Origin of the sequence: Streptomyces sp. NPDC057280, assembly GCF_042668605.1 — a bacterium.
GTDB lineage: Bacteria > Actinomycetota > Actinomycetes > Streptomycetales > Streptomycetaceae > Streptomyces.
The window spans coordinates 389,198-407,741 of record NZ_JBHUYR010000002.1; the positions used below are offsets into that span (position 1 = coordinate 389,198).

Annotated in this window: 16 protein-coding genes and 1 tRNA gene; 13 read left to right on the top strand and 4 right to left on the bottom strand. The window is 72.1% G+C overall.

Annotation, left to right across the window (positions count from 1 at the left end; genetic code table 11):
- Positions 1 to 195: 195 nt before the first annotated feature.
- The 5 genes from ACFUO4_RS12385 (at position 196) to ACFUO4_RS12405 (ending at position 3,706) form a co-directional block, all read left to right on the top strand.
- The gene (locus ACFUO4_RS12385) at positions 196 to 483 is read left to right on the top strand and encodes a hypothetical protein (protein WP_383483160.1); all 288 of its coding nucleotides are present in this window, start codon (positions 196 to 198) and stop codon (positions 481 to 483) included.
- Between the two features lie 198 nt (positions 484 to 681).
- Positions 682 to 1,179, top strand: a complete 498-nt coding sequence (locus ACFUO4_RS12390) for a DUF5949 family protein (RefSeq protein ID WP_383483163.1) — start codon at positions 682 to 684, stop codon at positions 1,177 to 1,179.
- Between the two features lie 382 nt (positions 1,180 to 1,561).
- On the top strand, positions 1,562 to 2,077 hold the full coding sequence (locus ACFUO4_RS12395; RefSeq protein WP_383483166.1) for a hypothetical protein: 516 nt from the start codon (positions 1,562 to 1,564) through the stop codon (positions 2,075 to 2,077).
- Between the two features lie 185 nt (positions 2,078 to 2,262).
- Positions 2,263 to 2,856: a tyrosinase family oxidase copper chaperone gene (locus tag ACFUO4_RS12400; protein ID WP_383483169.1), complete on the top strand. Its 594-nt coding sequence runs from the start codon at positions 2,263 to 2,265 to the stop codon at positions 2,854 to 2,856.
- The gene (locus ACFUO4_RS12405; RefSeq protein WP_079308430.1) at positions 2,840 to 3,706 is read left to right on the top strand and encodes a tyrosinase family protein; all 867 of its coding nucleotides are present in this window, start codon (positions 2,840 to 2,842) and stop codon (positions 3,704 to 3,706) included. Before ACFUO4_RS12400 ends, ACFUO4_RS12405 begins: the two co-directional genes overlap by 17 nt.
- A gap of 115 nt (positions 3,707 to 3,821) precedes the next feature.
- Here ACFUO4_RS12405 and ACFUO4_RS12410 read toward each other — a convergent pair whose 3' ends face one another.
- Complete coding sequence (locus ACFUO4_RS12410; RefSeq protein ID WP_079308431.1) at positions 3,822 to 4,106, bottom strand: chaplin; 285 nt, start codon at positions 4,104 to 4,106, stop codon at positions 3,822 to 3,824.
- 181 nt (positions 4,107 to 4,287) lie between these two features.
- On the opposite strand from ACFUO4_RS12410, the gene ACFUO4_RS12415 reads away from it, so the two are divergent.
- Entirely contained in the window at positions 4,288 to 4,857 is a 570-nt protein-coding gene (locus ACFUO4_RS12415; RefSeq protein ID WP_079308432.1) for a DUF2087 domain-containing protein, read from the top strand.
- Between the two features lie 335 nt (positions 4,858 to 5,192).
- On the opposite strand, the gene ACFUO4_RS12420 is transcribed toward ACFUO4_RS12415, so the two are convergent.
- Positions 5,193 to 5,265: transfer RNA gene (locus ACFUO4_RS12420), tRNA-Arg, on the bottom strand.
- 320 nt (positions 5,266 to 5,585) lie between these two features.
- Here ACFUO4_RS12420 and ACFUO4_RS12425 point away from each other — a divergent pair.
- From ACFUO4_RS12425 to ACFUO4_RS12455, 7 genes are all read left to right on the top strand, one after another.
- Entirely contained in the window at positions 5,586 to 7,193 is a 1,608-nt protein-coding gene (locus ACFUO4_RS12425; RefSeq protein WP_383483173.1) for a dynamin family protein, read from the top strand.
- 3 nt (positions 7,194 to 7,196) lie between these two features.
- On the top strand, positions 7,197 to 9,182 hold the full coding sequence (locus tag ACFUO4_RS12430; RefSeq protein WP_383483176.1) for a GTP-binding protein: 1,986 nt from the start codon (positions 7,197 to 7,199) through the stop codon (positions 9,180 to 9,182).
- A gap of 250 nt (positions 9,183 to 9,432) precedes the next feature.
- Positions 9,433 to 9,912 carry a single-stranded DNA-binding protein gene (locus ACFUO4_RS12435; protein WP_079308486.1) on the top strand — a complete coding sequence of 160 codons (480 nt, stop codon included), beginning with the start codon at positions 9,433 to 9,435 and terminating at the stop codon, positions 9,910 to 9,912.
- A gap of 331 nt (positions 9,913 to 10,243) precedes the next feature.
- Positions 10,244 to 11,662 carry a Cys-Gln thioester bond-forming surface protein gene (locus tag ACFUO4_RS12440; RefSeq protein WP_383483180.1) on the top strand — a complete coding sequence of 473 codons (1,419 nt, stop codon included), beginning with the start codon at positions 10,244 to 10,246 and terminating at the stop codon, positions 11,660 to 11,662.
- A gap of 133 nt (positions 11,663 to 11,795) precedes the next feature.
- The gene (ettA, locus tag ACFUO4_RS12445) at positions 11,796 to 13,460 is read left to right on the top strand and encodes an energy-dependent translational throttle protein EttA (RefSeq protein WP_079308446.1); all 1,665 of its coding nucleotides are present in this window, start codon (positions 11,796 to 11,798) and stop codon (positions 13,458 to 13,460) included.
- Positions 13,461 to 13,466: 6 nt separating this feature from the next.
- Positions 13,467 to 13,880, top strand: coding sequence for an acyl-CoA thioesterase (locus ACFUO4_RS12450; protein WP_383483183.1), 414 nt, complete (start codon positions 13,467 to 13,469; stop codon positions 13,878 to 13,880).
- Entirely contained in the window at positions 13,877 to 14,545 is a 669-nt protein-coding gene (locus ACFUO4_RS12455; RefSeq protein WP_383483185.1) for a hypothetical protein, read from the top strand. The genes ACFUO4_RS12450 and ACFUO4_RS12455 overlap by 4 nt, the downstream gene beginning before the upstream one ends.
- 55 nt (positions 14,546 to 14,600) lie before the next feature.
- Here the strand turns inward: ACFUO4_RS12455 and ACFUO4_RS12460 are convergent, their stop codons facing one another.
- Positions 14,601 to 15,566: an ABC transporter ATP-binding protein gene (locus ACFUO4_RS12460; protein ID WP_383483188.1), complete on the bottom strand. Its 966-nt coding sequence runs from the start codon at positions 15,564 to 15,566 to the stop codon at positions 14,601 to 14,603.
- Between the two features lie 238 nt (positions 15,567 to 15,804).
- The gene (locus ACFUO4_RS12465) at positions 15,805 to 18,513 is read right to left on the bottom strand and encodes an FtsX-like permease family protein (protein ID WP_383483191.1); all 2,709 of its coding nucleotides are present in this window, start codon (positions 18,511 to 18,513) and stop codon (positions 15,805 to 15,807) included.
- Positions 18,514 to 18,544: the final 31 nt, after the last annotated feature.

Below are 18,544 nucleotides of genomic sequence, written 5' to 3' on the forward strand. Positions count from 1 at the left end.
CCCGGCATTGTTCTCGCAGCCGTGGTGCCGGCCGAACGGCCGGCACCACGGCTGTTTTGTCTTCCTATTGTTTTCTCTTGATTCTGTCGGCTTGCAGAAAATTTCTGCGTACGGGGTTTCCGGGCCGGTGAGGAATCGTTAGGCACGGCGTCAGAATTCTCGCGGGCGGCTTCGGTCGCCGAAGAAAGGAACACGATGAAGTCCCTGAAGGCTGCCGCTGTAGTTGCCGGTTCCGTGGCCCTCGCCGGCGCCGGTGCGCCCGCGTTCGCCTACAGCGCCGCCGACGTCACGCCCACCAGCCTCACCGGTGCCGTGAACCAGCTCACCAGCGGTCGGCTCGCCCCCGCCGACGTGATGCCGCTCCAGCACCAGTCGAACGCGCTCGACACCGAGAACAAGGACTCCGTGCTCAACACCGTCAAGGGCGCGACCGGCACGCTGAACTCCAGCGGGCTCCTCGGCGGTCTGCCGCTGGGCGGCTGAAGCATTCCGCGCCTGCCGCACAGGGCCGATTCCGTACGACGCGGAATCGGCCCTTTGTTTTCGAAATGTGTTCCGCGGTGTGTTTTTCACCGCCTGTTCGAGAAGGCGTCCCTCGATCGTGTGGACCGTGTGCGGGATGTCGCCCGGTCGAGTGAGAACGGACGGGAACCCATTCGGACCCGTCGATATGGTCGCGCGGTGACCTCAACCTCAAGCGAAACCCGCCCCTTCAACGCCGCCGACCTCGGCACGCTCGTCGTCATGGCCTGGAGCGGCGAGGCCCCCGACGGCGACATGCCCTACCTCCTCGCCTACACCCTCGGGGACGCCGCGGCCGGACCGGAGGCCGCCACGGCCGCCGTCGAAGCGCTGCTGGAGAACAACGACCTGCCCGTCGGCGGCGACCTCGTCGACGGCAACGCCCGGCCGACCCTGCCGGTCAGCCTGCTCGTCGAGTCCGGCACGGCGGTCGTCAACATGCCCGGCTTCAACGCGCAGTGCACCCCGCCGCCGGAGTGGCTGGAGGCCGTCGCCGAACGCGGCTTCGCCTACTTCGTGTTCACCACCCGCCCCTGGCCCGAGGCCGAGCCGGGCAAGCCCGTCGAGCCGGAGGCGCTGGCCGCGTTCGCCGGCGCGGACGAGACGCTGAACGCCGCGGCGCACATCGTGCTGCCGGCGCGGAGCCTGCGGGGCTGAGAAGGGCTAGGCGGCGCGGGGGCCGGGGCCGGTGCCGGTGCCGGGGGGCGGGGGCCGAGGGGATACGGGGCCCGGGGCCGAGGCGGTGCGGAGGCCGAGGGCCGAGGGGCCCGGGCGGTGCGGAGGCCGGGGGCCGAGGGGCCCAGGCGGTGCGGAGGCCGAGGGGCCGGGGCGGTGCGACCTGCCTCGGCCCCTTGGGGTGTCGCCCCCGTCCACCGGTGGGCTTTGCGGACGAGCCGACATTCCGCCCTGTCGATATTCAGCCTATGGAGCCGTCGTACTACTGCGGCAGGCGGGGGAATCTTGCGCTGGTGACCGGTCCAGGATCGTTACGCGGTACGGACGTTGAGACCACTGAACCCTGAAAGGGACCGTGCCTGAGATGAAGCCGACCACCCGCCGAACCCTTGCCGCCGTCATCACGGGCGTCGCTGCCGCGGTGGGCGCCGCCGCGACCCCCGCCGCAGCGGTGGACACGGTCCCCGTCCCGGTGCCGCTGGACGGCGTCGAGAGGTCCCTCAACGTGGAGCTGCCCAAGCTCGGCGGCGAGATCCCGCTGCCGATGCCCGGCGCCCCCGAGGGCCCGCAGTACGTCGAGGGACGGCTCCTGCCCGAGCGGGTCCTCCCGCAGCTGCCGGTCTCCGGCGGGCTGCCCGGCCTCGGTGTGCACGCGCCCCTGCCGCACATCCTCGGCGACGACTTCGACCACGTCGCCGTCGGCGCCCCCGCCTCCGACCTGCGCACGCTGGCCCCCGGCCTGTCCGTCGACGCCCCGCTGACCGCGCCGAACGCCGACAACTTCGGCCTCCCCGAGCCGAAGCTGCCCGAGGTGGGCGTGCTCACCCCGGTCCTGCAGACCGTGCCGGCCGCGAACCTGGTCGCGGGACCGGGCCTCTAGCCGCGACCTGCGGCTGCGTTGGGGGGGCGTGAGCCTCCGGGCGCGCCCGCCCCGAGAGCCCCTAGGGCTCAGGGGCTGTGCCCGCCTCGGGAGCCCGTACGGCTCCGTCCGGACCACCGGACGGTGACCGTGCGGGCTCCTTCTCGGTTACCGCTACGGATCGACCGAACCGGGAGGAGCACAGGATGGTCGTCAGTGTCGGTGGAGTGACGGGCCGGGTAGCGGGCGGAGTGGCGGGTGCCGTGGCCGGTGCCGTGGCGGTGGGGGCGGAGCCCGTGGGGGACGGCCAGGCCAGATCCGGCCGGGTGCCGGATGTCGTACGGGGTGGTCGACGGGACGTCCTGCGCGGGCTGTTCACGGCGGCCGGGGCGCTGGCGCTCGCGCCGCTCGTCGCCGCCTCCCGGCCGCCGCGCGGCGCCGACGACCCCGGTGAGGTCGCCTTCGACGAGACCTACCGCGGCCGCCACATCCGCGGCATCAAGACCACCGCGGGCCGCGCCTCCGAGGCCGATCAGTGGCATGTCACCGTCGACGGCCGCCAACTGGAGCTGATGCGCCGTGCCGACGGCACCTGGCTGAGCATGGTCGACCACTACCGGTCGTACGAGACCCCTCTCGAAGCGGCCCGCGCCGCCGTCGACGAGCTGGGGCCGGGCCAGCAACTGCGCGAGACCCCCATGGGCCATCCGGGAACCATGAGCGAGACGGATGACATGGACGGTGTGGGCGATATGGGTGGCATGGGTTTCATGGGGGGACGCCATGGCGTACGTCCGTAAGGACGCGAGCACGCTCACGAGCGCGGAGAAGCGGCGCTTCGTGAAGGCGATGCTGGAGATCAAACGGCGCGGCGAGTACGACGAGTTCGTACGGATGCACATCGACTTCTACGTCACCGACGGCGAGGGCGGCCTGCGTACGGCCCACATGGCGCCGTCGTTCCTGCCCTGGCACCGCCGGTTCCTGCTGGACCTGGAGCGGGCGCTGCGCCGGGTCGACGCGTCGGTGACGGTGCCGTACTGGGACTGGACCAAGGACCGGAAGGCCGGTGCCGGGCCCTGGACCACGGACCTGCTCGGCGGCACCGGGCGGCGTTCGGACCGGCAGGTGACGACCGGGCCGTTCGCCTACGCGACGGGCAACTGGACCATCAAGGAGGGCGTCACGGACGGGGAGTTCCTCACCCGGGACCTCGGCCGTGCCCGCGACCCGATCGAGCTGCCGACCAAGGCCGAGCTGGAGTCGGCGCTGGCCGACCCGGTCTACGACGTCTCGCCGTGGGACTCGACGGCGGCGAAGGGGTTCCGCAACCGGCTGGAGGGGTGGGGGAGCGGACGGGGTTCCGCCGCCTGGCGCAATCACAACCGGGTGCACCGGTGGGTCGGCGGTGTCATGGTCGGCGGCGCGTCCGTCAACGACCCGGTGTTCTGGATGCACCACGCCTTCGTCGACCTGCAGTGGTCCCGCTGGCAGCGGCGGCACCCCGGTGCCCGCTATCTGCCCGCGAAGCCGGCGGAGCCGGGCAGTGCGCAGTACCGGCGGATCGTGGCGCGGCACGAGAAGCTGCCGCCGTGGGACGTGACGCCGGACTCGCTGGAGGACGTCGGCAGGATCTACCGGTACGCGTGACGTCTTCTCGGCGCGGAGATCTGTAGAGGATTCATAGGGGTTCAGCAGGGCTTCGCAGGACATGGGAAGAGCCCCGGCGCTCGGAGTGCCGGGGCTCTTCGGTACGGACGGGACGTCAGTCGCCGTAGCCGTAGCCGCCGCTCTTGTCGTCGTGACCGTCGCTGATGTTGGCGCAGGTGTTGCCGAACGCCGGGTTCAGCAGGCCGATCAGGTTGGCGGTGTTGCCGCACACGTTGACCGGCACGTGGATCGGGACCTGGACGAGGTTGCCCGACAGGACGCCCGGCGAGCCGACGGCCTCACCGTGGGCGCCCGCGTCCGCCATGGCCAGACCGGCGCCGCCGAGCGCCATGGCACCGGCGCCGAGGGCGACTCCGGCAGCCTTCGCGATGCGAGACATCACGTTCTCCTTTTGGATCGATGACCGCGCGGCAGCAGGACGCGCCACCGCACTGCCGGTTCAACGCCGCCGCTCACCACTGGTAACGGCGATCATGTGCGGATCACCCTTTTTGAACAGGGCGGCCGGGGGGGCGGAAAATCGCTTAGCCGGGGTACGGGCCCTCCACTAGCCTCCGGGCATGGCTACCGACCGACTCATCCGACTGTTCACCGACGAGAACCGGGTGCGGGTCTTCGCCGCGGTCGCACTGGGGGCCGGCACTCCGGACGAGGCCGCCCAGGCGTCCGGGGTGCCCGTGAAGGAAACGGCCCTGGCGTTGCTGAAGCTGCGTGAGCAGGGGGTGGTGACGGCGGTGGACGGCGACGGGGCAGGAGGCGGAGCCGGGTCCCGGCTGGTGGTCGCCTACGACCTGTTCCGCCAGTACGCGCGCGCGGACCGGGAACAGGCGACGCAGGCCGCCGAGAACCCGGGGTCGGGAGACGAGAACACCGACCAGCTCCTGCGGACCTTCGTACGCGACGGCCGCCTCGTGCGGCTGCCCGCGCAATGGACCCGCAAGAAGCTGGTCCTGAAGTACATCGCCGAGCAGACCTTCGAACCGGACGTTGAATACCCGGAACGAACCGTCAACGAGAAGCTGCGCGGCTGGTGCGAGGACGGCGACACCGACCATGTGACGCTCCGGCGCTACCTGGTGGACTTGCAGCATCTGCGACGGAGCGCGGGGGTTTACCGGCGGGTGGCCTGAACATCGCGCAGCGGGAAAAGGGTGTATCCGGCAGTGGCCTGGGCCACGCGGGTCGGCTGAAGCCGCACGCGCGGGGTACGCGCCTGAACATGCTTGCTCTGATCGCCTACCGTTCGTACCACGGCGCAACGACGGTGTGGGCCTTCGTGGTTGCCATCCTCATTGTGCTGGTGGCCGGCTGGTACGTCCGACGCCGTCGGTAGGCCGGACACCGGCATTCGACAGGGCGCCCCGCAGAAACCCGTGACAGCCACATGGCCCCGGAGTCCTGCCTTGATCGCCAGGGGAGGGTCTGAACAGCAAAATCGCCCTCCCGAGGGAGGGCGGAGCATGGGCGCCCCCGGCAGGACTCGAACCTGCGGCCAAGCGCTTAGAAGGCGCCTGCTCTATCCACTGAGCTACGGGGGCCGGTGTGGTGGCCTCGTGTCTGGTGCCCGGGTGTGGGCTGATCCGTGACGTTGCCGGGGACAAGGATAGGGCTCCCGGATCCTTGTCCCTGTTGCTTCGCCTCCGTGGCTCAATGTGGAGGTTCGGTGAAGCGGTCCTGATAATCGCAGGCAGGTACGAATCGTGCATCGCTTTTGGCGTCTCGCGCCACGGGTGTTGTGTACTCGTTATGCCTGGACTATGCCGTTGTCCCGGTCACCCCTTCCGTCCCTTGTGTCCTGTCGGCGCGCAGACATGCTCATATGCTTCAGAAATCCCCTAAAATTGGGCATTCTTCGCATGTGGTGACCTTGGACGTACGGCCTCAGCTGCTCGACGCACTCTCCGCCCTGCGCGACCGTGTCGCCGCCGCACGCTTCCCGCTGCCCCTCCCAGGGGCTCCACGCGCGCGTGCCAACCGCGACGAACTGCTCGCCCAGCTCGACGACTACTTGGTGCCCCGGTTGAGGCAACCCGAAGCTCCTCTGCTGGCCGTGGTGGGAGGTTCGACCGGCGCCGGGAAGTCGACCCTCGTCAACTCCCTTGTGGGGCGGCGGGTCAGCGAGGCCGGTGTGCTGCGCCCCACGACCCGCACCCCGGTACTCGTGTGCCATCCGGAGGACCATCACTGGTTCAGCGGCATGCGGGTCCTGCCCGACCTCACGCGCGTGTGGGTGCCCCAGCAGGACAGCGGCGACGACCTCTTGCTGCCCGGCGAGGACCCCACGCGCGTGCTGCGCGTCGAGACCGCCGACACCCTCCCGCCCGGCCTCGCCCTCCTCGACGCCCCCGACGTCGACTCCCTCGTCGCCGACAACCGCACCCTGGCCGCCGAACTCATCTGCGCGGCCGACATCTGGGTCATGGTGACCACCGCCGCACGGTACGCCGACGCCGTCCCCTGGCATCTGCTGCGCACCGCCAAGGAGTACAACGCCAGCCTGGTGACCGTCCTCGACCGGGTGCCCCACCAGGTCGTCTCCGAGGTGTCGCGCCAGTACGCCGCGCTGCTCACCAAGGCGGGACTCGGCGACGTACCCCGGTTCACCGTGCCCGAGCTGCCCGAGTCGGCCTGGGGCGGCGGACTGCTCCCCGCCACCGCCGTCGCGCCGCTCAGGACCTGGCTCGTGCACCAGGCCCAGGACCCCGCCTCCCGGCAGCGCGCCCTCGCGCGCACCGCGCACGGCGTCCTCGACTCCCTCAAATCCCGCATGCCCGAACTGGCCGGCGCCGCCGCCGCCCAGTACGCCGCCGCGCTGCGGCTCACCGCCGCCGTCGACGGGGCGTACGACAGCGAGCACGCGCGCGTGCGGGGGCGGTTGCAGGCGGGGGCCGTGCTGGCCGGGGACGCGTTGAAGCGGTGGCGGGCCTTTCCGCTCGACTGCACCGCCGCGGAACTTCTCGACGCGCTCGTGGAGAGCCTCGCCGCGCTGCTGCTGTGCGCCGTCACCGCCGCCGACGAACGCGTCGACGAGGCCTGGCGGCGCGAACCCGCGGCGGGCGCCCCGGAACTCACCGGCCGTGACCCGGCACTGGAGACCCCCGAGCACCGGATCGGGCTCGCCGTACGGCGCTGGCGCCGCGAGCTCGAGGAGTACGCGGAGGAAGAGGTGCGTGACCTGGAGCGGAGTGTCGCGCCCGACCCCGAGGTGATCGCCGCTCTCGTCGCCACCGCGCTGCTCGGCGGCCGTCGCGCGCGGACCGCCGGTGAGGGCCTCGCCGAGCGCCTCGGCGCCCACGGCGCGCTGCGGTTGCGCGACCGGGGCGGACGGCTGCTCAGCGAGCACCTGGACCGGGTCGTGCACGCCGAGCGCGAGCGCCGTCTCGCGCCGCTCGACGCGCTCGAGGTCCACCCCGAACCCCAGGCCGAACTCATCGCCGCCCTGTCCGTACTGCAGAAGGAGAGGTGACCGGTGACCGCCGTCACTGACCAGGACCACGCCGATCACACCGAGCACACCGGTAACGCCGATCGCGTCGATCGTGCGGACCATGCCGCTCACCCTGCTGATCACGTGGAGGGGGCCGTTTCCGGGGATGGGAGTCAGGGCGGGGGCGAAGCGCCGGTGGAGGGCGGTGCCCTGGACGCCGTGGACGCCGTGGATGTCGTAGAGCTCGTGGAGGCGGAAGACGTCGTGGACGCTGTGCAGCCCGAGGAAGCCGCCAAGGACGACTCGTGCGGTCGTACGGACTCCTCCGGGGCCTGGGACGACGGGCTGATCGCGCGGCGGGTGAACGAGAGCGCCGGGGGTGCGCCGGCCGCCGTCGTGGAGGCGCGGGGGGCCGGGGCGCCGGTGGCCGCTCCCTTGGCGTACGACGGGGCGCTGCGGTCGCGGCTGGACGCCCTGCGGGAGCTCGTGGGGCTCTCCCGTACCCGGCTCGACAGCCGGACGCTCTCCGAGGCGGGCCGGGTGCTCGACGAGGCGGCCGCGCGGCGCAGGCTGTCCGGGCAGCACACCGTCGTCGCCATCGCGGGCGCGACCGGCAGCGGCAAGTCGCAGCTGTTCAACGCGCTGGCCGGGGTCACGATCTCGGAGACGGGCGTACGGCGGCCGACCACCGCCGCGCCCATCGCGTGCAGCTGGAGCGACGGGTCGGCCTCGCTCATCGAGCGGCTCGGCATCCCGCCGCGGCTTCGGCGGCGGCCTCTGCAGAGCGCCGAGACGGAGGCGCAGTTGCGCGGGCTGGTCCTGGTCGACCTGCCCGATCACGACTCGGCGGCCGTGCAGCACCGTGAGCAGGTCGACCGGGTGCTGGCGCTGGTCGATGCCGTCATCTGGGTCGTCGATCCCGAGAAGTACGCGGACGCGGTGCTGCACGAGCGCTATCTGCGGCCCATGGCGGGTCACGCGGAGGTGATGTTCGTCGTCCTCAACCAGATCGACCGGCTGCCCGGCGAGGCCACCGAGCAGGTCCTCGACGACCTGCGGCGGCTCCTCGACGAGGACGGGATCGCGCTGGGGGAGTACGGCGAGCCGGGCGCGACCGTGCTCGCGCTGTCCGCGCTCACCGGCGACGGCGTGGGGGAACTGCGGGAGGCGCTCGGGCAGTTCGTGGCCGAACGGGGCGCTCCCGCACGGCGGATCTCCGCCGACGTGGACGCCGCCGCGTGGCGGCTGCGGCCCGTGTACGCGACCGGGCGGCGGACCGGGCTGAGCGAGGAGGCGCGGGACGAGTTCGCCGTACGGCTCGCCGACGCCGTCGGCGCGACGGCGGCGGGCGAGGCGGCCGAGCGGGCCTGGCTGCGCAACGCCAACCGCGCGTGCGGGACGCCGTGGCTGCGGCTGTGGCGGTGGTACCAGGACCGGCTCGAACCGGTCACCGGGCGGCTTCCGTTGCGCGCGCATCCCGAGGAGGAGGCGACCGCGCGGCAGCGCGTCGAGCAGGCGGTGCGGACCGTCGCCGACCGGGCCTCCGCAGGGCTGCCCGCGCCGTGGGCGCAAGCGGTGCGGGAGGCGGCCGTACGGGGCTCGCAGGGGCTGCCCGAGGCGCTGGACGAGCTGGCGGCGCGGGCCGGACTGCCGCCGGGGCGGCCGCCGCGGCCGGGGTGGTGGCCGGCGGCCGTGCTCGCGCAGGCGTCCATGACGCTGCTTCAGATCGTGGGCGGGCTGTGGCTGGTCGGGCAGATCGTCGGGTTCATGGCGCCGAACCTCGGAGTGCCGGTGCTGCTGATGGTGGCCGGGATCATCGGCGGTCCGCTGGTGGAGTGGAGCTGCCGGATCGCGGCGCGGGGGCCGGCGCGGCGGTACGGCATGGAGGCGGAGCGGCGGCTCCGGGAGGCGGCGGCCGGGTGCGGGCGGGCGCGGGTGCTGGATCCGGTGGCGGCGGAGCTGTTGCGGTACCGGGAGGTTCGGGAGCAGTACGGGAGGGTTTTGGGGGTGGAGGCCGGGGTGCGGTGAGCCGGGTGGGCCCGGTTCCCGCGGGTGGGGCACTCGTTCGGGTGGTGGGGTTTTCCACAGGTGGGTGGTGGTCCACAGCGGTCAGCGGGCTCGGACCGGCGGAGGCAGTCTGGCTCCACGGCGATCGCGGCGGACGCGGTCGACGGGACGGGGGACGGACACGGCAGCCGTACGGGACGGGCCCGTAGGCGTGTCCGCCACCGCGATCCGCCCGGTACGGAGGGCCGGCCGGGCGAGGGAGGGGTTCGGGATGAACGAGACGATCGTGTGCGTGGTCGGCAACGTGGCGACGCAGCCGGTGTACCGGGAGCTGGCGGCCGGGCCGTCGGCGAGGTTCCGGCTGGCGGTGACCCAGCGCTACTGGGACCGTGAGAAGAGCGCGTGGACGGACGGGCACACCAACTTCTTCACCGTGTGGGCCAATCGGCAGCTCGCCACGAACGCGGCGGCCTCGCTGAACGTGGGCGATCCGGTGGTGGTCCAGGGCCGGCTGAAGGTCCGGTCGGACGTGCGCGAGGGGCAGAACTGGACCTCGGCCGACATCGACGCGGTGGCCATCGGGCACGATCTGGCGCGCGGGACGGCCATGTTCCGGCGCGGGCAGAAACCGGAGGCGGGTGCGGCGGACACGAGCGCCGGCCAGCCGGAGCCGAACTGGGAGACACCCGGCCGTGACGGTGACAGTGACAGCGCCGGTCAACGGGAGCCGGAACCGGTCGCGGTGACGTGACCTCAGCCCACCGCGGTCGGTGGCGACTTGTGAGCCGGAACCCGTGCCGGTGACGTGACCTCAGTCGACGGCGGTGGGCGGAGACGTGGCGTACCGAAGTGCGGCTTATCGGCGAATGCTCCCTGAAGCAGCCCGGTGGATTTGTCGATAAGCCCCGCTCGCAGGTGATCTTGGCGATAACGATTCCGAGTCGGATCGGCCGTGCGACCGCATCACCGGGAACCGTGGTGCGGCACTTCCTTAGGATGCCGAACGTGGCTCTCGGGGCTTCTGATTCTGCTGGTGGGACCCTTCCCCCCACGTCAACGGGTCCTGCCTGAAGGGGAATTCTGTGTTTTCTTCGCTCTCTGCGCCCAGCACGCGGCGGTCGGCACGCGGACGAGGGGTGGCCCGGTTCGTCGCCGGGACGCTGATGTCCGGGCTTGTCGCGGCCGGTGTGCTGGCCGGTGCCGGGACGGCCGCCGCCGATGCCGGCACGGCGCAGATCCAGGGCGGGGCGACCGCGACCATAGGCGGCCTGAAGACGTACGGCACGGCCGTCATACACGACGACTCCGGGGACATGGAGGTCTCGGCGGGCCTGTTCGAGATGTCCGTCGAAGGCGGCGGCATGCTCCAGACGTACTGCGTCGACCTCTACAACCCGACCCAGCGGGACGCCAAGTACCACGAGACGCCCTGGAGCGGCACGTCGCTGGGCACCAACCAGGACGCCGGCAAGATCCGTTGGATCCTGCAGAACTCCTATCCGCAGGTGAACGACCTCGCGGCGCTCGCCGCGAAGGCGGGCATCGGCAGCGGCCTCACTGAGCAGGACGCGGCGGCCGGCACGCAGGTGGCCATCTGGCGCTACTCGGACGGCGCCGACGTCGACGCCGCCGATCCGCAGGCCGAGAAGCTCGCCGACTACCTCCATGACAACGCCCGCGCGCTGGCGGAGCCCTCGGCCTCGCTGACGCTCTCGCCGGCCGCGGTCTCCGGCCGCTCTGGCGGGCTCCTCGGGCCGGTCACGGTGCACACCGACGCGGACAGCGTGACGGTGACGCCTCCGGCGGACGCGGTCACCAGCGGGGTGCGGATCGTCGGCAAGAACGGCATGGACCTCACGTCCGCGAAGAACGGCAGCCAGATCTTCTTCCAGATCCCCGAGGACGCGGCGGCCGGGTCGGCCGAGGTGGCCGTGCAGGCCTCCACGACCGTGCCGGTGGGCCGTGCCTTCACCTCCGAGAGCAGGAGCCAGACGCAGATCCTGGCAGGCTCCAGCGAGTCGACGGTGTCCGCGACGGCGAGTGCGACCTGGGCCGACAAGGGCGCGATACCGGCCCTCTCCGCGGCGGAGCACTGCGCCGGGGGCGGCGTCGACATCACCGCGGCCAACGAGGGCGACCAGCCGTTCACCTTCGAGCTGCTCGGCCTGGAGCACACCGTCCCGGCGGGCGCGTCACAGACGGTGACCATCCCGCTCCAGGAGGACCAGGCGTACGACTTCACGATCACCGGCCCCGCTGGCCTGGACAAGCGCTTCACCGGCGTCCTCGACTGCCAGACCCAGGGCAACGAGACGGGTGACACCACCCAGACCCTCAGCGAGCCGAGCCCGCTCACGGTGGGCGGCACCTCGGCCGGCACCAACCTCGCCGAGACCGGCGCGTCCAGCGTGACGCCGGTGATCACGGGCGTGGCGGTGGCGCTGGTGGTGATCGGCGGGGCGGCGCTGGTGCTGGTGCAGCGGCGGCGGACGCAGGACTGAGCGGGGTCGGGGGGCCAGGAGAAACCCCAGGTCACAGCCCCCCGACCAAACGGGTTACCACCCGAGGGTGGACCTCAGGCAAGATGGGGTGTATCTGCCCACTGCCAGATTTCAAGCTGCCGGACGGTTTCTCTTGGCTGAGTACATCTACACCATGCGCAAGACGCGCAAGGCAATCGGCGACAAGGTCATCCTTGACGACGTATCGCTGAACTTCCTGCCCGGCGCGAAGATCGGTGTGGTCGGCCCGAACGGTGCCGGTAAGTCGACCATTCTGAAGATCATGGCGGGGCTGGAGCAGCCCTCGAACGGTGACGCGTTCCTGTCGCCGGGGTACACCGTCGGCATCCTGCTGCAGGAGCCGCCGCTCAGCGAGGACAAGACCGTCCTGGAGAACGTCCAGGAGGGTGTCGCCGAGGTCAAGGGCAAGCTCGACCGGTTCAACGAGATCGCCGAGCTCATGGCCACCGACTACAGCGACGCGCTGCTGGACGAGATGGGCAAGCTGCAGGAGGAGCTCGACCACGCCAACGCGTGGGACCTCGACGCGCAGCTGGAGCAGGCCATGGACGCGCTGGGCTGCCCGCCCGGCGACTGGCCCGTCACCAACCTCTCCGGTGGTGAGCGGAGGCGTGTGGCGCTGTGCAAGCTGCTGCTGGAGGCCCCCGACCTGCTGCTCCTCGACGAGCCCACCAACCACCTCGACGCCGAGTCGGTGAACTGGCTGGAGCAGCACCTCGCCAAGTACGAGGGCACCATCGTCGCCGTCACCCACGACCGGTACTTCCTGGACAACGTCGCGGGCTGGATCTGCGAGGTCGACCGCGGCCGGCTGCACGGCTACGAGGGCAACTACTCCAAGTACCTCGAGACCAAGCAGACCCGTCTCAAGGTCGAGGGCCAGAAGGACGCCAAGCGGGCGAAGAGGCTCAAGGAAGAGCTCGAGTGGGTGCGGTCGAACGCCAAGGGGCGTCAGGCCAAGTCCAAGGCGCGTCTCGCGCGGTACGAGGAGATGGCCGCCGAGGCCGACAAGATGCGGAAGCTGGACTTCGAGGAGATCCAGATCCCGCCGGGTCCGCGTCTGGGCAGCATCGTCGTCGAGGTCAACAACCTCAGCAAGGGCTTCGGCGACAAGCTCCTCATCGACGACCTGAGCTTCAGCCTGCCGAGGAACGGCATCGTCGGTGTCATCGGCCCCAACGGCGCCGGCAAGACCACCCTCTTCAAGATGATCCAGGGCATCGAGACCCCGGACTCCGGTTCGATCAAGGTCGGCGAGACGGTCAAGATCTCGTACGTCGACCAGAGCCGCGAGAACATCGACCCGAAGAAGACCCTGTGGGCCGTCGTCAGCGACGAGCTGGACTACATCAACGTGGGCCAGGTCGAGATGCCGTCGCGGGCGTACGTGTCCGCCTTCGGCTTCAAGGGGCCGGACCAGCAGAAGCCCGCCGGCGTGCTCTCCGGTGGTGAGCGCAACCGCCTCAACCTCGCGCTCACCCTCAAGCAGGGCGGCAACCTGCTGCTCCTCGACGAGCCGACCAACGACCTCGACGTCGAGACCCTCGGCTCGCTGGAGAACGCGCTGCTGGAGTTCCCGGGCGCGGCCGTGGTCGTCTCCCACGACCGGTGGTTCCTGGACCGGGTGGCCACGCACATCCTCGCCTACGAGGGTGACTCCAAGTGGTTCTGGTTCGAGGGCAACTTCGAGTCGTACGAGAAGAACAAGATCGAGCGGCTCGGCCCGGACGCCGCGCGTCCGCACCGTGCCACCTACAAGAAGCTGACCCGGGGCTGATCGATCTTGCGGCACCTCTACCACTGCCCGCTGCGCTGGGCGGACATGGACGCGTACGGCCACGTCAACAACGTGGTCTTCCTCCGCTACCTGGAGGAAGCCCGTATCGACTTCCTGTTCCGCCCGGAGAAGGACTTCAAGCAGGGGTCCGTGGTGGCGCGCCACGAGATCGACTACAAGCGGCAGCTCGTCCACCGGCACACGCCCGTGGACATCGAGCTGTGGGTCACGGAGATAAGGGCGGCGTCCTTCACCATCGCCTACGAGGTGAAGGACGACGACCTGGTGTACGTGCGGGCCTCGACGGTCATCGTGCCGTTCGACTTCGAGGCCCAGCGGCCGCGCCGTATCACCTCCGAGGAGCGGGAGTTCCTGGAGGGGTACCGGGACGACGACGAGGAGGAGGCCGTCGCCGCATGACGGTGCTCCACCTGGCCGACGAGGGGGAGGCGGCGGATCTCGCGGCCTTCCTCTCCAGGCTGCTGCATTACGACCGCGGCGCCGCCGTGCGGCTCCAGGCCGCGGGGACCGCGCTCGCCGTCTTCGGGCGGCCGCCGTCCTTCGAGGTGCTGGCGATCCGCGCGGTGCGGCTGGCGAAGCCGTACGAGGACGGGCTCGACGTCACGCTCGATGTGACCGTGTCGGCGGGGGAGTTGCTGGAGTCCGTCGACGAGCACGCTGCCACGGCCGGGGTGCCGGCGGCGGTGACCGGGCCGCCGTGGGCGGGGGTGCTGCCGCCGCGCGGGGGGTGGCAGGTGGTCGCCGGGCTGCCCGCGCCGGCCGCCCTGCGGGGCATGGTGAGCGCCGGGGTCGCCGAATTCCGTTCCCGTACGCAGGAGTTGGCGCCCGAGAGCCGTACCCGTGCCGAACTCGACCGGATCGGGCGGGAGATCTGGTCCCGGACCGTCGGGGAGACGGAGTTGCCGGTGCGGGCCGTGCATGCCGCGCAGTCGCTCGGATTCCTGCGCGGTGACAGGGAGTTGGCGCTGCTGTCCTGCGGGGCGTGGCTGCGGCTGCGTACGCCGTACGGGTCGATCGCCGTGCGACGGGCGGGACTTGGGGCGTTGGGCGTCAGCGTGCGCTGAGGGTCACTGGCGGCCGGGGCGGCCGGTGGGGGCCGCTGAGGGCCGTTGTGTGCGGTCAGTCGTGGTCGCTGTCGTCCGGCCAGATGCCGATGTGGTCCGGCTCCAGTTCCAGGGCCACGCGGTCGCGCATGCCCAGGGCCTCGGTGTACTCGGCGGGGAGTTGGAGGCGGCCGGCCCGGTCGAGCATCGCGTACTCGCGGGCCACGACCGTCTCGTGGCCGGTCGTCGCGTCGACCTCGCTGCGGCGCAGGACCTCCGTGGAGGTGCGGCCGTCCCTGATGGCGACCGTGCGGCGGACCTCGTCGGCCACCGTCTGGTCATGGGTGACGATCACGATGGTCGTGCCGAGCTGTTCGTTCGCGGTGCGGAACGCGGCGAAGATCTGTTCCGCGGTCTGGGAGTCGAGTTCGCCGGTGGGTTCGTCGGCGAGGAGGACCGCGGGGGCGTTGGCGAGGGCGACGGCTATCGCGACGCGTTGCTGCTGGCCGCCGGACATCTGGTGCGGGTGGCGGTCGCGGCAGTCCGCGATGTCCAGCAACTCCAGGAGTTCCAGGGCCCGTTCGGATTTCGCCTTGCGGGTGGTGCGGGTGCGGGTGGCGCCGGAGAGCTGCATCGGGAGGGTGATGTTCTGGGCCGCGGTGAGGTAGGGGAGCAGGTTGCGGGAGGTCTGCTGCCAGACGAAGCCGACGGTTTTGCGGCGGTAGGCGAGGCGGTCCTTCGCGGTCATGGTGAGGAGGTCGTGGCCGGCGACGCGGGCCGCGCCCGCGGTGGGGGTGTCCAGGCCGGCGAGGATGTTCATGAGAGTGGACTTGCCGCTGCCGGACGCGCCTACCAGGGCCATGAGTTCGCCCTCGCGGACCAGGAGGTCGAGGCCTTGCAGGGCTTGGACCTCTATGCCGTCCGTGGTGAAGATGCGGACGAGGCGGTCGCAGGTGATGAGGGCGTCGTGGCCGTAGGTGGGGGTGTTGCGGGCCGCGGTGGCCTTGGTGGTCAGGTCGGCGAGGGTGGGGTTGGTGGTCACTGGGGTCTCCTCGGGGCGCCGGCCGGGGTGGGGGCTGGGCGGGGGTGGGTTTCGCTGGTCCGCGTCGGCGGGGTGCCGCTCTCTTTGGGCCGGGTGCCGCCCCAGCGGCACGACTGCCCGCAGCTACGCGCTCCGCGGGAGGAGCCGGGTGGTGTCGTTGTCCGGCTGCGGCGCCGTCGGGGCTGGTCGCGCAGTTCCCCGCGCCCCTTGAGGGCGTTGCCGGACCGTACGTCAGCAGTCATCGGGCGTCACCCGCTCGCAACTCCGTCACCGACCCCCGTCTCCCCGACCACCACGCCTGTACCCCCGCCACTCCCACCGTCACCAGCACCACCAGGGCCGCCGGGAGGGCCAGGGACGTGGGGGACGTGCGGAGTTCCGCTGCTCCCGGGGTGGCCGGGGAGGTCGACAGGGCGATGGTGGTGAGGTCGATGCCCGGGGACAGGAGGTGGATCGTTGCCCAGCCTGTCAGGATGCCGCCCGCTGCTGCCAGGAGTGCCTGGGGCAGGGACTCCAGGATCAGGAGGCGGCGGGCCTGGGAGCGGGTGAGGCCCATCGTGCGGAGGCGGGCGAGGAGGGCCGTGCGTTCCGGGGCCGCGCGGAGGAGGGAGAGGAGGAGTGCCAGGACGGCGTAACCGGCGCCGGCTGCCACCGCTGCCGTGTAGATGTCCTCGGCGCCCGACTGGAGGGGGGAGTTGACGTACCGCGCCCGTTCCTCGGAGCGGGTCTGGACGTGGCCCGCGGTGCCCGTCGTCCTGCGCAGGTCCGCGCCGGACAGCCCCGCTCCCGTCAGCAGCACCGTGGTCGGGCGCGCCGAAACGCCGCTCAGGGCCGACCTGTCCACCACCAGGAACTCCGAGCCGTTCACCGCCGGCGTCCGCTCCCGTACGAGCGCGATGCGGACGGTGATCGTCGTCGTGCCGTCCTCCAGGAGAACGGGGAAGGGGCGGGTGCCGTAGGCCTTCGCGACGGAGGGGGAGGCCAGGGCGGGGAGGAGTCCGTTGCCTCGGGTGCTGGTCAACTCGCCCTCCGGGTACGGGCCCAGGCCCGTCCTCGCCGCCAACTCCGCGTATCCGTCCGGGTCCACGCCGACCAGCGGTACCGACACGCTGCCGTCCGTCGGCTTCGCCTGGTACGCGATGCTCGCCTCGGTCAGGGCGGTCACGCCGGGCGCGTGGCGGAGCCGGTCCGCGAGGCCCGGCGGCAGCGGTCCGTCCGCGTCGACGCGGGCGTCCGCGCCCACCGCCAGCAGCGCCGCCTGGTCGCGGGCCTCGGACACGCCCGTCAGGACCGAGCCGCCGAAGGCCGCCGTGGTCAGGGCGGTCAGCAGGGCCAGCAGGGGCAGGACCGCGGAGGCGGAGGTACGGCCCGCGCGGGCCAGGGAGAGGTGGGCGACCGCCCCGCGCAGGCGGCCGGCGGGGCGGGCCAGGCCGCGCAGCGGGAACGGGTAGAGGCGGACCAGGGCCAGGGCCGCGATCACGCCCGTCAACGCCGGTGCCACGTAGGCCAGTTCATCGCCGGACGAGCCGCGTCGGCGCAGGGTCTCCACCGCCGCCACGGCCAGCACCAGCAGCGTCAGCTCCGCCACCGTACGGCGCCGGGACGGCCGTAGCGTCGCCACGTCCTCGCGGCCGGTGTGCACCCGGACGACCCGGTGCGCCACCGCCGCGCGCAGCGGGAGCGCGGCGCAGGCCACGGCCGTGACGGCGGCGGCCGCGGCGACGGCGTACGTCGCTCTGCCCTCGGGGATCGCCAGTACGGCCGCCGTCAGACCGAGGGCGCCGGCCGGGACGGCGACCGTGGCCGTCTCGGCGAGGAGGCGTCCGGCGAGGCTGCGCAGGGACGCGCCGCGGGCCCGCAGCAGCGCGAGTTCGCTGCGGCGGCGGTCGGCGGCGAGGCCCCCCGACATGAGCAGGACGACCGCGGCGACCGTACCGGCGCCGACCGCGGCCACCGCGACCAGCGGGGAGACGCCCTCGCGGAGCCGGGAGTAGGCGGTCAGGACCTCGCTCAGATCGGTGTCCGTGTCCATGAGGCCGCCGGTGACCGAGCGGGCCTGCTGGAGGGCCGGGCCGGACTCCAGGGAGGCGACGGCGGTCTTGAGGCGCTCCACGTCGTAGGCGTGCAGGGAGCCCATCGCGGGCGCCAACTGCCAGTAGCGCCACGGGTTTCCGGGGGTGCCCAGCATCGCGGGCGCCGACTCGGGGGCGAGCAGCAGGGCGCCGAGCCAGAACTTGTCGGCGTCCGAGCTCGGACCCGGCATCCGGATCAGGGCGGGCTTGCGGAGGAGCGGTTGACCGGACCAGAAGGCGCCGGACGGGGCGCGCGGGGTGACGATGCCGGTGACCCGGACGGCCAGCGGCCCGCGCGACTCGCCGGGTACGTGGATGACCGAACCGACCTTGATGTGCAGGGACTTGGCGGTGGCGGCGCTGACCGCGGCCTCCACCTCCGGTGTCGTCGCGTCGGCCGCGGCGGCGGGTCCGCGCGGCAGCCGGCCCTCGACCGAGCGGACGTGGTCGGCGAGGCCCTGCTGGGCGACCAGGGCGACCTGCGCGGGTGTTCCGGTCGGCCGCGGGATCCAGGGGTCGGGCACCTCCATGTTGGTGGAGGTGCGCACGCCGTACGTCGACTGGTGGCGGTCGGCGACGAGCGGCTTCTCGACCGTGGCCAGGATCTTCTCGTACTCCTCGGCCAGGGTGGCGGGGCGCAGGTCCTGGGCGGACAGGAGGCCGTACTCGGGCTGGGCGTACAGCTGGATCGAGGTGCGGTCGGCGCCGGCCCGCTCGACGGCCCGGTGCAGGCCTTCGTCGGCGTACCGGTCCAGGGCTCGGGGCAGGGCGGCGGCGAGGCAGGCGGTCAGCGCCACCAGCAGGGCCAGGGCGAGGGCCGTGCCGGGGGCGGTGCGCAGCCGGGTGCGGACCCAAGGGGCCACGGTCGACGTCACCGCACCGCCCCCCGTCGCCCGACCGCCCCAG